The organism is Solirubrobacter soli DSM 22325, assembly GCF_000423665.1.
Lineage (GTDB): Bacteria > Actinomycetota > Thermoleophilia > Solirubrobacterales > Solirubrobacteraceae > Solirubrobacter > Solirubrobacter soli.
Genome location: NZ_KE384069.1, coordinates 243591 through 258575, shown reverse-complemented (window position 1 = coordinate 258575; position 14985 = coordinate 243591). Strand labels below are relative to the sequence as shown.

At 72.3% G+C, this 14985-nt stretch carries 16 protein-coding genes; 5 read left to right on the top strand and 11 right to left on the bottom strand.

Translation table 11 applies throughout. From position 1 onward, the window contains the following. Window positions 1-6: 6 nt before the first annotated feature. Window positions 7-732: a Flp pilus assembly protein CpaB gene (cpaB, locus tag G569_RS52950; protein ID WP_169542282.1), complete on the bottom strand. Its 726-nt coding sequence runs from the start codon at window positions 730-732 to the stop codon at window positions 7-9. Between the two features lie 205 nt (window positions 733-937). On the opposite strand from cpaB, the gene G569_RS59345 reads away from it, so the two are divergent. Then, entirely contained in the window at window positions 938-2311 is a 1374-nt protein-coding gene (locus G569_RS59345) for a pilus assembly protein TadG-related protein (RefSeq protein WP_053227211.1), read from the top strand. Next, window positions 2308-2808, top strand: a complete 501-nt coding sequence (locus tag G569_RS59340) for a hypothetical protein (protein ID WP_157592434.1) — start codon at window positions 2308-2310, stop codon at window positions 2806-2808. Before G569_RS59345 ends, G569_RS59340 begins: the two co-directional genes overlap by 4 nt. Here G569_RS59340 and G569_RS59335 read toward each other — a convergent pair. Then, complete coding sequence (locus tag G569_RS59335) at window positions 2787-3728, bottom strand: hypothetical protein (RefSeq protein ID WP_157592433.1); 942 nt, start codon at window positions 3726-3728, stop codon at window positions 2787-2789. The two genes, G569_RS59340 and G569_RS59335, sit on opposite strands and share 22 nt — an antisense overlap. A gap of 77 nt (window positions 3729-3805) precedes the next feature. Between G569_RS59335 and G569_RS0130720 the strand changes: the two genes are divergently transcribed. From G569_RS0130720 to G569_RS0130710, 3 genes are all read left to right on the top strand, one after another. Then, on the top strand, window positions 3806-5086 hold the full coding sequence (locus tag G569_RS0130720) for a hypothetical protein (protein WP_157592432.1): 1281 nt from the start codon (window positions 3806-3808) through the stop codon (window positions 5084-5086). Then, window positions 5061-5435: a DUF192 domain-containing protein gene (locus G569_RS0130715; protein WP_306765295.1), complete on the top strand. Its 375-nt coding sequence runs from the start codon at window positions 5061-5063 to the stop codon at window positions 5433-5435. Before G569_RS0130720 ends, G569_RS0130715 begins: the two co-directional genes overlap by 26 nt. A gap of 117 nt (window positions 5436-5552) precedes the next feature. Then, complete coding sequence (locus G569_RS0130710; RefSeq protein WP_037500323.1) at window positions 5553-6245, top strand: hypothetical protein; 693 nt, start codon at window positions 5553-5555, stop codon at window positions 6243-6245. Window positions 6246-6340: 95 nt separating this feature from the next. Here G569_RS0130710 and G569_RS0130705 read toward each other — a convergent pair whose 3' ends face one another. The 9 genes from G569_RS0130705 to lepA form a co-directional block, all read right to left on the bottom strand. Beyond that, on the bottom strand, window positions 6341-7144 hold the full coding sequence (locus tag G569_RS0130705) for an EamA family transporter (RefSeq protein WP_169542281.1): 804 nt from the start codon (window positions 7142-7144) through the stop codon (window positions 6341-6343). 388 nt (window positions 7145-7532) lie between these two features. Beyond that, the gene (locus tag G569_RS0130700) at window positions 7533-8486 is read right to left on the bottom strand and encodes a pyridoxal-phosphate dependent enzyme (protein WP_028066257.1); all 954 of its coding nucleotides are present in this window, start codon (window positions 8484-8486) and stop codon (window positions 7533-7535) included. Then, window positions 8483-9286: a 50S ribosomal protein L11 methyltransferase gene (locus tag G569_RS0130695; protein ID WP_028066256.1), complete on the bottom strand. Its 804-nt coding sequence runs from the start codon at window positions 9284-9286 to the stop codon at window positions 8483-8485. The genes G569_RS0130700 and G569_RS0130695 overlap by 4 nt, the downstream gene beginning before the upstream one ends. Further along, window positions 9283-10266: a 50S ribosomal protein L11 methyltransferase gene (locus G569_RS64850; RefSeq protein WP_053227208.1), complete on the bottom strand. Its 984-nt coding sequence runs from the start codon at window positions 10264-10266 to the stop codon at window positions 9283-9285. Before G569_RS64850 ends, G569_RS0130695 begins: the two co-directional genes overlap by 4 nt. Beyond that, entirely contained in the window at window positions 10263-11396 is a 1134-nt protein-coding gene (dnaJ, locus tag G569_RS0130685; RefSeq protein ID WP_028066255.1) for a molecular chaperone DnaJ, read from the bottom strand. The genes G569_RS64850 and dnaJ overlap by 4 nt, the downstream gene beginning before the upstream one ends. Further along, a complete protein-coding gene (gene hrcA / locus G569_RS0130680; protein WP_028066254.1) occupies window positions 11396-12400 on the bottom strand; it encodes a heat-inducible transcriptional repressor HrcA in 1005 nt (334 codons plus the stop codon). The genes dnaJ and hrcA overlap by 1 nt, the downstream gene beginning before the upstream one ends. Window positions 12401-12403: 3 nt before the next feature. Beyond that, the gene (locus G569_RS0130675) at window positions 12404-12763 is read right to left on the bottom strand and encodes a MaoC/PaaZ C-terminal domain-containing protein (RefSeq protein WP_053227332.1); all 360 of its coding nucleotides are present in this window, start codon (window positions 12761-12763) and stop codon (window positions 12404-12406) included. Continuing rightward, a complete protein-coding gene (locus G569_RS52935; protein ID WP_053227207.1) occupies window positions 12742-13140 on the bottom strand; it encodes an FAS1-like dehydratase domain-containing protein in 399 nt (132 codons plus the stop codon). The genes G569_RS0130675 and G569_RS52935 overlap by 22 nt, the downstream gene beginning before the upstream one ends. Then, complete coding sequence (gene lepA / locus G569_RS0130665; protein ID WP_028066252.1) at window positions 13130-14938, bottom strand: translation elongation factor 4; 1809 nt, start codon at window positions 14936-14938, stop codon at window positions 13130-13132. Before lepA ends, G569_RS52935 begins: the two co-directional genes overlap by 11 nt. Window positions 14939-14985: the final 47 nt, after the last annotated feature.

The window sequence follows — 14985 nt, the reverse complement described above, 5'->3', positions numbered from 1 at the left end:
GGGCGCTCATCCCGTCACGCCCTCGTCGCCCTTCTTGGGGTCCTCGCCGTCGAAGATCGTCTCGCCCAGGGTGCGCTCGGGACGGTCGCCGGGGCGCAGCAGCGCGAGCCGGACGTCGGCGGCGAACACCTGCGCGTGGGCGACGCGCAGCTCCTGCTTCTTGGACAGCGCGAACGTGACCGGCACGACGCTGCCCGGGTTCTGCTGGGCGTCCTGGGCGGTGGTCGCGGGCTTCTCGCGCGGCGACCCGACGGCGATCACCTTCGCGCCCGGGACGATCACGACCGAGCGGGCGGGCCGGGCCGCCACGCCCTTGTCCGGGTCCGCCTCGGTCGCCGCGTAGGAGGCGATCACGTCGACCTGGCGGCCGGGCTCGATCTTGCCCGCGACGCCGGTGGCGGCGTCGACCAGGATCGCGACCTCGCGCTCGCCCTCGCTGATCTCGGGCGGCGTGACGAGCATGCCCTCCTGCAGGATCGACTTCGGCTCGAGGTCGGCGGCGGCGACGACGCCGACCAGTCGCGTGCGGTCGCGCAGCGCGGCGGCGGGCGCCCAGCGCTCCGGGATCGCCTTCTCGGTGACCATGTCGTCGGTGATGGCCTCGTTGGCCTTCGCGGGCCGGGTCAACTCGAGCACGACGACCTTGTCGCCCACCTGGGTCTCGACCTCCGAGACGTAGTTCACGATCAACGCGAACACGCCGAGGAGCCCGGCCACCGCAAGTGCGAGCAACAGCACCGCACGTCGCTGTCGAGGATTCATCCGCCTCCCTGCCGATCAATACGAATGAAGGTCGCGTCTGACCTCCGCCGGAAACCATAGGCGCTGCCGGTGGTCCGCGAGAAGGTCCCAAGGCAAAGTTGAGCCCAGGTCCCGGCCTGAAGATGGGTCCTGGGACCTACGAGAGCGGGCCGCGACCGGAATACATTCCCGCACCGTGGATCTTCGCCGCCAGGATGGCCAGATCGTTCCGCTGCTGATGGTCGTGATGCTGTCGCTGCTGGCCTTCGGCGTGCTGTTCTTCCAGGTCGGGCGGGCGGCGATCTTCTCCACCGAGGCGCAGACGGCGGCCGACGCCGCGGCGCTCGGCGCGGTCGAGGACATCAAGGCGCAGCTGACCGCGCAGGTCGCCATGTACGGCATCTCCGACCTCGCGCGGCTCGATCCCACGCGGATCCGCGCCGCCGCCGATCGCTACGCGGCCAAGAACGGCGGGCGCGTGATCAAGTTCGAGCGCCGCGGCGTGGACGTGAAGGTGGTGACGCAGACGCTCCAGTCGCTCGGCAAGGACGCGGAGCGGCTCGACCAGGAGGACGCGCGCGGAACGGCGCGCGCCCGGGCGCGGATCGACGTGTTCGCGATCGCGCAGCCTGTGGGCGGCGGCGGGAACATCGGCTCCTCGGGCGGCGGTGGGATCAAGCGGATCTCCTCCGGGGATTGGAAGGACCTCGGGGACGAGATCTCCTCCCCGCCGACGTGCGGGCATGACGCCGGCTCCAACGACCTGGTGACGCTCGGCAAGCTGCTCCAGGCGCACGGGTTCGCGGTCGCCGAGAACGCCGAGATGGGCTCCAACCCGGCCGACGGCGTCCACGCCGCCGAGGGCTTTCACTACAAGTGCCGGCGCTCGGGCGCGCTCGACGTCAACGCCGACAACGGGCCGGGCACCGAGAAGCAGATCATCGACGGGATCGTCGGCGAGGTGCAGAAGCTCGGGTTCCGCACGATCTGGCAGGCGGCGGGGCACTTCGACCACATCCACATCGATGTCGCCAACTCCGGCCCGATCGGGCTCGGCGGCGGCGCCGGCGGGGCGGTCGGCGCGCTCGAGGAGACAGGGCTCGACGTCAAGCTGATCGACTGGAATGCCTCGTATGAGCCGTTCACGGGCGGGTTCGGCGGGTATGGCACCGGGATCTCCTACGGCGCCAACCCCGATCCGCGCGTGGCGGCGACGCTGTGCGCCGTGCTCGACGACACCGACGCGTCGCCGAAGATCCGCCTGGCGACGTTCGAGACCGCGATCGTCGAGTCCGGCGTGCGCAACCTGCCCTACGGCGACCGGGACTCCGTGGGCGTCTTCCAGCAGCGCACCTCGACGGGCTGGGGTCGCGGGTACTCGGTGATGGACCCCGAGGGCGCCGCGCGGGAGTTCATCCGGCGGGCGAAGATCAACAACGCTCAGCATCCGGAGTACACGGCCGGGCAGCTCTCGCAGTCCGTCCAGATCTCGGGCTTCGGCGAGCGCTACGACCAGGTGACCGTGCAGGCGCGGGTAATGCTCCACCAGTACTGCGGGGATGCCGTATGAGGTGGGTGCTCGTGGTGTGCGTCCTCGCGCTGGCGGGGTGCGGGGTGCTCGACGACGAGGGGCCGGCGACGCGCAAGCCGCTGGACCCGGCGGTGTACGGGCCTTCTCGGCCGGTCGTGGCGCAGCCTGCCGTGCCGGTGCCTGTTCTGCGTGCGCCGGGGCGCGCGGTCGCCCGGGCGCTCGACGGTGGGGCTGTGGGCGTCGTCGATCCGTTCGGCGTCGTGGCGATCGAGCCGGAGACGCTCGACACGGCCTCCGACGTCACGCTGATCGATCTGCACTGGACGTCCTGGGGCGCTTCGGGCGCCGAGGGCGCGGGGACGCTGCGGATGCCCGACTGTCAGCCCACATGCGCGACAGGCGGCGTGGACCAGCGGCCGGTGCGGATCTCGCTCTCGGGTGTGAAGGTCTGCGACGGACGCCGGTACTTCGACCACGGCGAGGTCTCTGTCGACGCCGGGAACCGGCCCGCGACCTACTTGCGGGCGCCGTGCTGAGGGTTCGTGGGGCGACGACGCGGGCGGGCGCGGTGGCCGCACAGCGGGCACGGCGAGCGCGCGATCAGCTCGCTGCACCAGCGGCACGACCACGCGTCGACGGTCTGCAGCAGCTCCTGCGCGAGCCCGGCCGGGTCGGCGGGGACCACGACCGCCTCGACCACCTTGCCGGTCCCCCAGTACTCCTGGCCCTGGGGCGTCGCCTCGACGCGCAGGACCGGGAGGTTGCCGAGCGCTTGGTTGACCGGGCCGGTCAGCCACTGCTCGTCGCCGTTGCGGTTGCTGATCGCGAGGCGGCTGGGCCGGACGACGCGTGGCAGCGGCACCGACGGCTGGCCGGACTGCAGCTTGTACACCGCGGGCTCGGGATGGCTCGACACGCCGAAGGCGCTTCCGGGCGTGAGGCTCGAGACGTGCTGGCCGATGGTCGGCGCCGGGTGCTTGAGGCCGGTGACGCTGCCGAGCCACGTGATCTGGTGCAGCTGCTCGGAGAGCCCGGGGAGCGCGCTGGCGAGCAGGCCGGCGGACGGCAGGCGCGGGCCGAGGCTGGACGCGAGGCTCGCGAGGGCGGTCGCGGCGAGTGGCGGCAGGCTGGTGTTGTGGATCGCCACGCGGCCGGTGTCCAGCAGCGCGCGCGCCATCTCGAGCCGCTGCAGCGCCTCGGGGGCGAACCAGTCCGGGACGATCGCGATCACCGCGCCGCCGGCCTTGATGCCCGAGCTCAATGCTTCGATCAGCAGGCCGACCTGCTCGGCGGTGGGCGGCTCCGGCACCGCGTCGATGCGCGCTTCCGCGCCAACCAATCGTTCGGGTTTGAGCCCGAAAGCGACGATCACCGGCGTCAGTTGGGGCGGCGGCGCGTCCAGGTGGCTCGGGGTGGACAGATAGTTGGCGGAATGCTCTTCCTCCCGAGCGGGCACATGGCCACAATAGAGCCAGGGATACGGACGGGAGCTACTCGGATGCCGGCTCAGCTGGCACTATGTAGGAAGACGAAATGGAAGTCGTAGTTCTGCTTGTCGCCATCGTCGGGGTTGCGCTGATCGCGATTCCGCGGCTCCAGCGCCGGAGGGCTGGGGCTCGCCGGATCAAGCGTGTCTCGTCGCCGATCGTCGCCGCGGCCGCCGTTCCCGCTTCCTCCGCGGCGGCGTGGGCGCCGCCCGCGTCGTCTGATGAAGATGTGTGGGAGGACGACCTGGGCTGGGAGGGCGTGTCGTCGCCGTCATCCTCGTCTGAGGCTGCTCCGGGCGCCCGTGAGGCGTGGGAGGAGTGGCGCTCGTCCGCGCTTTCCGGCATGGATGCTGCTGCTGCTTCTTCGTCGGAGCCCGACGTGCGCGAGCTGCCGAGCGTCGAGCGCTGGCGCGAGCGCGAGGACGAGTGGGTCGACGAGGACGACGACGGTCTCGGGTGGGAAGGCGAGCGTGCGCCGTCCGCCGAGCCAGCGGGTTTCGTGGACGGCGACAGCTCCGCTTCGGATGACTGGTCGTTCGGCGGCCATGATTGGTCGCGCGGGAACCCGCCGTCCGTCGGCGCGGATTCCGCGCCCGCCTTCGCGTCGGCATCCGCGGCTGCGGCAGCGGCTGCGGCAGCGGCCGGCGAGGTCACCGCGGTCTCGGACTCGGACCCCGAGCTCGGCCGCGCGACCGCGCCCGTCGACGACAGCGAGGAGTGGGGCTCGCCGATCACGCGCACGTGGGGCGCCGCGCCTTCCGGCCGGTCCGCGGCCGCGTCGGCCACGCCTGGTCTTTCTAAGGCCGCCCCGCGCCCGGGCGGACGGCGTGTGCATCCCGTCCTGCTCGTGGCGCTGTACGCCGCGATCGGCATCGGGCTCGTCGTGCTCGTCAGCACGGTGCTGCTCGGCGGGTCGTCGTCGTCGGAGACGCCTTCGAAGCCGGCAGCGACGCCGCAGCCGGTGCGTTCGACCGCGACGCCTGCGCCGACCGTCGCGGCCACGGTCGCGGCGACCGCGACCGCCACGCCGACGCCTGACCCGGCCATCGCCGCGGCCGCCCGTTCGGACTTCCTGCGCGAGCGGGCGACGGCCGACCGTCGTCACAAGGCAGCGCTGACCGCCGCGGTCGCCGCCGAGAAGCGGGCGATCAAGAAGGCCAAGGCGCGCGCCGCGGCTCGCAAGCGAGAGCAGGCCGCGTCGCGTACGACCACGCCCGGCCCGACCGCGACCTACACGCCGCCGGCGGCCAACACCTACACGCCGCCGAGCAGCTCCGGTTCTTCCCAGTCCAAGCCGCGCCCTGCCTGCGAGTTCTGCATCGGCTGATCAGCAGCCCTGCCCGCGTCTCGACGGCCTGCCCGGCCGAGACCTCCCGGGTGGGCTGCGGGTCGCGGAGGCGCACTCCCGCGCCGCCCGCATGAAGGGCCTGGCGAAGCTCGACGACATGCCCTCGACCACCGCGCTGCACATCCCCCGGTGCCGCTCGGTGCACACCTTCACGATGCGCTTCCCACTCGACCTGATCTGGCTGGACAAGGCGGGCCACGTCGTTCGCGTCGACCCGAACGTCCCGCCCCGGCGGTTGAAGAACTGCCTCCGGGCCCGCTCGGTGATCGAGACCCGCGCCGGCACGTCCGACCGCTTCCTCGCCGCGGGCCTCGCGTCGCCTGGGTAGCCCGCGTCCCCACGGGGCCCTCGCGCCGCCTCGCCGGCCCCGCTTAGGCCCGGGCCCACGCGGCATTTGGGCCTTCCGCCTCATGCCGCGGCGGGTGCGCCGGACTACCGTCACGCCATGGTCAGGTTGGCGCTCGTGGTGGCGGTCCTCGCGGTCGGGTTCGTCGTCGTCAAGCAGCGGGCTGACACGGCCGTCACCGCGAATGGCGCCGTCGTGGCCCCGGCGGTCGACACGAGGGCCGTTCCGAAGCAGTTCCAGACGCTGCTCGCCGCCCGCCCCGACCCTGCGCAGCTCTTGACCCAACGCGGCGCGCTTCCCGGGCTCGGCTCGATCCGGTCGATCGCGAGCAAACTCGGCGGCGGGGACTCGGGGAACGCGAAGTCCGCGGCGGTGCGCCCGTTCGCCGACGTCGGCTCGCGCGCGGAGCTCCGCGCGGTCCGGCGCGACATCCGCCGCGACTTCGCGGCGCTGAACCGGCTCTCGTCCGCCGAGGGCGGCGCCTCCCCCGCCGAGGTCTCGAAGACCCTCGCCGAGGTCTACTCCGCCCCCGTCCTCGCCGCCCTCGGCGCCGACGGCGTGCGCGACTTCGCGGAACGCTACGCCGGCCGCACCGAGGTCGCCCAGAAGGTCAACGTCCTCGACTTCGACGGCATCTTCGTCTCCGGCCGCCACGCCCTCGCCCAGGTCGTCTACCGCCTGTCGATGCGCGCCCCTTCCGGCCGCTACGTCGCCCGCGCCCCAGCCACCTGGACCGTGACCCTCGCCCACGAGGACGGCCGCTGGCGCTTCGTCCGCGGCCTAGAAACCTAAACCCCACCTAAGGGGTCAGGCTCCTTTATCTAAACGGTCGGCTCGCGAACTGAGGTTTGACCCGGATCTGGCGGTACACCGAGTGTAACTTTCTGCTAGCCGAGGGCGACGGCGGCGACGCCAACCATCACGAGGACGGCGCCGAGGAGGCGGGCGGGTGGGACCTTCTCGTGGCCCGCGATCGCCGCGAAGGCCGCGGCCATGACGACGCTGGTCTCGCGCAGTGCGGCGACCGGGGCGGCCTCGGCGCGCTCGAGGGCGGCGAGGACGAGGAGGTAGGCCGTGACCATGCCGACGCCGGCGGCGGCGGCGCGCCAGTCGGCGGCGGCCTTGAGGGTGGCGGTGCCCTGGCGGGCGGCGATCGTCGCCGCGTACGGGATCGCCGAGCCGAGCAGGATCAGCTCGAAGTACGGGAGCGTCGCCGCGTGGCGGACGCCGTGGTCGTCGACGAGCGTGTAGCCCGCGATGCACGCGCCGACCGCGAGCGCGAGCAGCAGCGAGGCGAGGTCGCCCGCGTCGCGTCCGATCCCGCGCACGAGCAGCACGCCCGCGGTCACCGCGAGCACGCCGACGGCCGCCGCGGCGGAGACGTCCGACCCGAGGGCGATCACGCTGATCAGCAGGACGAGCACGGGCGCCGAGCCGCGCGCGATCGGATAGGCGAACGAGAGCTCCGCCCGCGTGTAGACCGCGGCGAGCAGCGCGAAATACGCCAGCTCGAGCACCGCGGAGGCGGCGATGTACGGCCAGGCCTCGCTGTCGACGCGCCAGGTGAGCGCCGCGGGGATCGCGAACACCGCCGCCCCGACCAGCAGCGCGACCGCGGTCGTGGCGTGGGTGTCGCGCGCGTCGGCGACCAGCGCGTTCCACCCAGCATGCAACGCCGCCGCGCCGAGCACGATTGCCAGCGCCGCGAGCGTCAGGGCCGCGCCCTTCGTCGGCGCCGTGCCGCCGACACGGCGCGCTGACTGTTCGCGAGTGTCGAGTTCGTCGAGCTGTGCGCGAGAACGTCGACACTCGCGCGGGAAGTGGCCGCGAGGCGCACGGGCGGCGCGGCGCTCGCGCGCCGAGTGGGACGGACCGCGGCGTGTTTCGCTGGCCGGGCGCACGCGGGCCGCGCGGCGCTCGCGCGCCGGGTGGGACGGACCGCGGCGTGGCGCGCCGGCCGGGCGCACGCGGGCCGCGCGGCGCTCGCGCGCCGGGTGGGACGGACCGCGGCGTGGCGCGCCGGCCGGGCGCACGCGGGCCGCGCGGCGCTCGCGCGCCTCGGCGCCCCGCGGCCCCGGGTCATCCCACGAGCTCGGCGAAGCGGGCGGCGGTGATGTTCCCGCCCGACAGCGTCACGCCGACGCGGAGGCCGGCGGCGTCGACCTTGCCGGCCAGCAGCGCGGCGAACGCGGACGCGCCGCTCGGTTCGGTCACGGTCTTGGTGCGCTCGAAGAGCAGGCGCATCGCGTCGACGATCTGCTCATCGGTGACGGTGACGACCTCGTCCACCAGCTGTTGGATGACCGGGAACGTGAGCTCGCCGGGGAGCGGGAGCTGCTGGCCGTCGGCGATCGTGCGCGGAACCTCGATCCGGACACGCTCACCCGCTGCCATCGAGCGGGCGAAGTCGTCGCCCTGCTCCGGTTCGACGCCCACGACGCGGGTGTGCGGCGAGAGCGCGTTCATCGTGATCGCGCAGCCCGCGAGCAGACCGCCGCCACCGAGGCAGACGAGCAGCAGGTCGAGCGGGCCCGCGTCCTCGAGCAGCTCGAGCGCCGCGGTGCCCTGGCCCGCCATCACACGCTCATCGTCATACGGATGGACCGGGACGAGCCCGCGCTCTTGGACCAGAGCCGCCAGCAGCTCCTCGCGGTCCTGCTCGTAGCGGTTGAACCTCACGATCTCGGCGCCGTAGCCGGCGGTGGCCGCGAGCTTCCCCGAGGGCGCGTCGTCGGGCATCAGGATCACCGCCGGCACCTCGTGGAGCCGCGCGGCCAGCGCGAGCGCACCCGCGTGGTTGCCGGAGGACACCGTGGCGACCCCCCGCGCACGCTCGGACGGCGAGAGCGAGGCGACCGCGTTGTACGCACCGCGGAACTTGAACGCGCCCGCGCGCTGGAGGTTCTCGGCCTTGAGCAGGACGCGGGCCGCGCCGGTCGCCTCGTCGAGGTGGCGGCCGGTCAGCACCGGCGTGCGGTGGGCGACCCCGTCGAGCCGCCGAGCCGCCGCCTGGACGTCGTCGAACGTGATCACGGCCGCGAGTGTATGAGCTCGATCGCGGACCAGTTGTCGCCCGTGCGACGGCGGGTCTCGACCAGTCCGTGGCGGGCGAACGCGGGGACGACCTCGTCCGGCTCGTCACGCTCCAGGCCCGAGATGATCAGGCGGTCGGGGACGGTCGTGAGGTTCGCGGCGACGTCGAGCAGCAGCGGGCGGACGAGGTTCGCGAGGACGGTGGGTGCCGGCGGGCCGCCTTGGCGGACGTCGCAGCGGGTGACCTCGAGCGTGACGCCGTTGGCCGCGGCGCCGTCGAGCGTGGCGGCGACGGACTCGGGCTCGACGTCGCACGCGAGCACCGGCGCCCAGCCGAGCTTCGCCGCGGCGATGGCGAGGATGCCGCTCCCGCAGCCCCAGTCCGCGAGCGCGCCGGACGGCTCCAGCGACGCCAGCAGCTCGAGCGTCAGGCGGGTCGTGGCGTGCGAGCCCGTGCCGAACGCCTGGCCGGGGTCGATGACGACGTCGAGCGCACCGTCGCGGACAGGCTCCCACGGCGGGCGGATGCGCAGCGGACCGACATCCAACGACCTGTGGAAGGACCGCCAGTCCTCGCCCCAGTCGTCGGGCAGCTCGGTGGTCGAGACCTCGATCAGCCGCCCGCCGACCGCCGCGCGCACGTCACCGACGTCCGGCAGCTCGCCGGCCGCCCCGTAGAGCACGTACTCGATCGCTTCGCCGGCCTGTCGCTCCTCGAACCCGCCCGGCATGACCGCGGCGAGCTCGGCGACGACGAGCCCGGCGTCCTCGCGGTTGACGCGGATCGTGAGCTGGATCATCGCTCGAGCACCAGGGCGGCCCAGCCGTCGAGCGTGCGCCGGTCGCGCTCGGTGAAGCCGAGCGGGCCCCACGCGGCGACGACCTCGTCGGCGGCCGTGGCGAGGAAGCCGGACGCGATGAGGCGCGTGGGGCCGGGCGACACGGCCGCGGTGGGCGACGCGGCGGCGGGCGACGCCGCGGCGACGGGCGACGCGGAGGCGCCGGGGGCCGCGGGCGGCGCGGCGGCGGGCGGCGCGGAGGCGCCGGGGGCCGCGGACGACGCGGAGGCGCCGGGGGCCGCGGGCGGCGCGGCGACGCGCGGCGCGGCGGCGCCGGGGACCGCGGGCGGAGAGGCGGTGGCGCGCAGTGACGCGGCGGTGGCGACGAGGAGTGGGAGTGTCAGGTTGGCGGTGATCGTCGGCGCCCACGGGGGCGACGTCGTCACGTCGGCGGCGGTCACGTCGACGTCGACGGCGTTGCGGGCCGCGTTGCGGCGGGCGGTGTGGGCGGCGGCCGGGTCGAGCTCGACGGCGCACACCGGCGCGAAGCCCAGGCGGGCGGCCGCGATCGCGAGGACGCCGCTCCCACAGCCCCAGTCGGCCACAGCGGAGGGCGGTGACTCGCGCAGCAACTCGAGGCAGAGGCGGGTGGTCGGGTGCGACGCGGCGCCGAAGGACGGGCCCGGGTCGATCACGAGGTCGTCGAGCGCGCCGTCCAGCCAGGGTGGGCGGACGGTGAAGCCGCCGGCGACCACCGGGGTCAGATGCGATTGCCAGGCCGAGGCCCAGCCTGATGACACCTCGGAGCGGACCACGTCGACGAGGGTGTCGCCGGCCAGCGCGCGCAGGGCCTCGTCGGTCGGCAGCGTGTCGCCGTAGACCGCGAACTCGACGAGGTCGTCGAGCTCGACCTCCTCCGCCCCGCCGGCGAGCACGGGCTCGAGCCGCGCGAAGGCGAGCTCGGCATCCTCCGCGCGGACCCGGATGCCGAGGCGGTTCAACCTGCCAGCGCCCGCTTGAGCTTGGCGATCATGCCCTCGTCCTCGCGCAGGTTGTCCATCGTCAGGGACTCGTTGAACTGCTGCAGGAGGTCCTTCTGCTTGCGGGTGAGCCGACGCGGGATGACGACGTTGATGACGACGCGCAGGTCGCCCGTGCGGCCGCGTCCCAGCGGCGGCATGCCGCGGCCGTTCATCACGATCGTCTCGCCGGGCTGGGTGCCGGCGGGGATGTCGAGCGGCACGTCGCCGTCCAAGGTCGGGACGTCGATCTTGGTTCCCAGAGCCGCCAACGGTGCGGCGACGTCGACGACGGTGACGAGGTCCTCGCGGTCGCGGATGAAGCGCTCGTCCTCCTTGACCCGCACGACGACGTAGAGATCGCCCGCAGGGCCGCCGCGCTCGCCCGCGTGGCCGCGGCCGGTGACCCGCAGGCGCTGGCCGTCCTCGATCCCCGCCGGCACGTCGACCTTGACGTGGCGCTGGGTCGCGACCATCCCGCGGCCGTCGCACGTGTGGCAGGGCGTCTCGGCGATCCGGCCGTCGCCACCGCACTTGTCGCACAGCGCGGTGCGGACCATCTGGCCGAAGCGGGTGCGCTGGACGGCCTGGATCTGGCCGGCGCCGCGGCACTTGTCGCAGGTGACGATCGGGGTGCCCGGCTCGGCGCCGTTGCCGTGGCAGGTCTCGCAGAGCGTGGTCGCGTCGTAGGTGACCTCGACCGAGGTGCCGCGGGCGGCCTCACCCAGCGAGATCGCCACGGCCAGCGCGACGTCCCCGCCCTGCACCGCGCCGCCGCGCCCCCGCGAGCCGCCGAACGCGGTGTCGAACCCGCCGCCGGCGCCGAAGAAGGCGCTGAACAGATCCGAGATCGACCCGAAGCCCTCGAAGTTGGGCGAGAACCCGCCGGACTTCAACCCGTCGTGCCCGTAGGCGTCGTAGGTCTGGCGCCGCTGGGCGTCCGACAACACCTCGTAGGCCTCGGCGGCCTCCTTGAACTTGTCCTCGGCGTCGGGATCGTGCGCGTTGACGTCCGGGTGCAGCTCCCGCGCCAGGCGCCGGAACGACTTCTTGATCGTCGCCTCGTCGGCATCCCGCGGGACGCCCAATACCTCGTAGTAATCCCGCGGCACTAGTAGAGCTCCTCGATAAAGCGCGACAGCTCGAACGCGGCCTCACGGACCGACCGGATCGCGCGTGCATAGTCCATCCGCGTCGGCCCGATCACCGACACGGTTCCAAGATTGCGCTGCGGCAAGCCGTAGTTGGCGGCCACCAGCGACAACGATTGCAGGGCCGGCTGCGGGTTCTCGACCCCGATGCGCACGTAGGAGCTGCGGGAGTCGAGCGCGGCGGAGAGCACGCCGAGCATCGACACCCGCCGCTCGAGCATCTCCATCAGCGCGTTGAGCTGCGAGAGGTCCTGGATCCGGTACTCCGACACCAGCCGGTGCGCGCCGTCGACGTAGAGCGTGTCCTCGGCGGTCTCCACCAGCTCGGTGAAGACGGGCGCCAGGTCTTCGATGAACGACCGTTCCCGCGCACCCAGCGACGGGTCCGCGAGCTTTGAGTGCAGCATCCGGGCGCCCAGCCCCATACCCACGAGCCGCTCGTTCAGATACGAGCCCGCCCAATCGGTCAAACCGCTGTCCAGCGGTGAATCGAACGTAAAGACTTTCTTGGAGACGCCGCCGGTGGACGTGATGACGACCACCATCAGCACCTGCGGCTGGAGCAGCAGGACCTCGATGTGGCGGATCGTCGTCGTCCCGATCGGCGGCGCCGAGACGATCGCCAGCAGGTTCGTGACCTGGGAGAGCGTCTCGGTGGTCACCCGCATCGCTTCGTCGACCTCGCGGCGCACCAGCGAGAGCCGGAGCTCCCCCGAGCGCGGCTCCGGCAGCAGGCGGTCGACGTAGTAGCGGTAGCCGGCGTCCGTCGGCACCCGCCCCGCCGACGTGTGCGGGTGCGCGAGCAGCCCGCGCTCCTCGAGCACGGCGAGCTCGTTGCGGATCGTCGACGGCCCCGCGGTGACCTCAGGGTCGGCCGCGAGCGTCTTCGAGCCGACCGGCTGACCGGTCTGGGCGAAACCGTCGACGACCTTTCCGAGCAGAAGGGCCTGTCGCGGTGTCAGCACGACTCAGAGTTTAAGAACTGCCCGACCGCGGCGGACGAGCTTGTTGCCGTCCTGAACCGCTTCGGTGTCGAATTCCCCGTCACCGCGCGGTTTGGACGTGATCGTGATGTCCTTCTCCGGCACGCCGAGACCGCGGAACTGTACGGAGAGCGACTTCAGCGCCAGCGGATCGCCCGCCGCCTCGCCGTGGACGCGGGCGACCTGCGCCATCGTCCACAGCCCGTGGAGGATCTTGCCCGGCAGCTCGACCGAGCGCGCGAACTCGTCGTCGAGATGGATCGGATTGAAGTCGCCCGAAGCGCCCGCGTAGCGGTACGTGACGTACCGGTCGGGTGTGACGGTCACCTCACGAAGTTCGTCCATGTCCCCTCGCAGACGAGTTCGCCGCGCTGGTTGGTCGAGCGCGAGCTGAACGTGTAGACGGTGATGTCGGCGCGCTTGGCCTCGGAGACGAACGCGGCCTCGGTCGTGATCTCGTCGCCGGCGACCACGGGCTCGCCCCAGGTGAACTCCTGGGCGCCATGCACCAACCGCGTGAAGTCGATGCCGACCTCCGGGTCGAGCACCGCCGGCCCCATCGCCCGCCACTTGTAGACCGCGGCGAACATCGGGGGCGCGACGACGTCGGCGTACCCCGCGGCCCGCGCGGCCTCGACGTCGTGGCAGATCGGCGCGAACTCGCCGATCGCGTTCGCGTACTCCCGGATCTTCTCGCGGCCGACCAGGTACCTATCGATCATCGCCGAGCTCCAGCACCGCCAGGAACGCCTCCTGAGGGACCTCGATCCGACCCACCTGCTTCATCCGCCGCTTGCCCTCCTTCTGCTTCTCGAGCAGCTTGCGCTTACGGGAGATATCGCCGCCGTAGCACTTGGCGGTGACGTCCTTGCGGAAGGCCTTGACGGTCTCGCGGGCGATGATCTTGGCGCCGATCGCGGCCTGGATCGGCACGTCGTACTGCTGGCGCGGGATCCGCTTGCGCAGCCGCTCGGTCATCTGTTTGCCCTGCTCGTACGCCTTGTCGCGGTGGACGACCATCGACAGCGCGTCGACCGCGTCGCCGCCGAGCAGGACGTCGAGCTTGACCAGGTTCGACGGGCGCAGGCCGATCGGCTCGTAGTCCAGCGACGCGTACCCCTTGGTGCGGGTCTTGAGCTGGTCGAAGAAGTCGAGCACGATCTCCGCCAGCGGCAGGTCGTACGTCAGCTGGACGCGCTCGGAGGACAGGTAGTGCATCCCCGAGTGGTTGCCGCGACGCTCCTGGCAGAGCTCCATGATCTGCCCGATGTACTCCTTCGGCGTCAGGATCGACGCCCGGATGTAAGGCTCGCGGACCTCGGCGATGCGCGCCGGGTCGGGCATGTCGGTCGGGTTGTGGACCGGGATCACGTTGCCGTCTGTGAGCGTGATCTCGAACTCCACCGACGGCATCGTCGCCATCAGCTCGAGGTCGTACTCGCGTTCCAGGCGCTCGCGGACGATGTCCATGTGCAGCAGCCCGAGGAACCCGCAGCGGAAGCCGAAACCCAGGGCGTCGCTCGTCTCCGGCTCCCAGCTCAGCGCCGCGTCGTTCAAAGTGAGCTTCTCGAGCGCGTCGCGCAGCTCCGGGTAGTCGTCGTTGTTCATCGGGAACAGGCCGCAGAACACCATCGGCTTGACGTCCCGGTAGCCCGGCAGCGGTTCGCTCGCCGGCCGCGACTTGACCGTCAGCGTGTCACCGACCGCCAGCGCCGCGACGTCCTTGATCCCGGTGATCAGGTAGCCCACCTCGCCCGGCCCGAGCTGCTTGGCCGGCAGCTGGGCGGGGGTGAAGAAGCCGATGTCGTCGATCTCGGCCTGCGTCCCGGTCGCCATACCGACGACCGACTCGCCCTTCTTGAAGGTGCCGTCGACGACACGGATGTAGGCGATCACGCCGCGGTACTGGTCGTACTCGGAGTCGAAGATCAGCGCGCGGGGCGGCGCGTCCGGGTCGCCAGAGGGCGGCGGGACGCGCTGGACGATCTGCTCGAGCACGTCGTTGACGCCCTCGCCCGTCTTGGCCGAGATCCGCCGGATCGCGGCCGGATCCTCGCCGATCAGCTCGGCGATCTCCTCCCCCACCCGCTCGGGCTCGGCGCCCGGCAGGTCGACCTTGTTCATGGTCGGGATCAGCTCGAGGCCGGCGTCGATCGCGAGGTAGGTGTTGGCGACCGTCTGGGCCTCCACGCCCTGGGACGCGTCGACGACCAGCAGCGCGCCCTCGCACGCGGCGAGCGACCGCGAGACCTCGTACGTGAAGTCCACGTGCCCGGGCGTGTCGATCAGGTGCAGCTGGTAGGTCTCACCGTCCTGCGCGGTGTAGAAGACGCGCACGGCCTGCGCCTTGATCGTGATCCCGCGCTCGCGCTCGAGGTCCATGGAATCGAGCAGCTGGGCGCGCATCGACCGCGGGTCGACGGTGTGCGTGAGCTCCAGGATGCGATCGGCCAGCGTCGACTTCCCGTGGTCGATGTGGGCGATGATGGAGAAGTTGCGGATGTGTGCCTGGTCGGCCAAAGCACTCTTAGGTTACGAGCCCTGCCTCGTCGCGGAGCAAAGCTCGC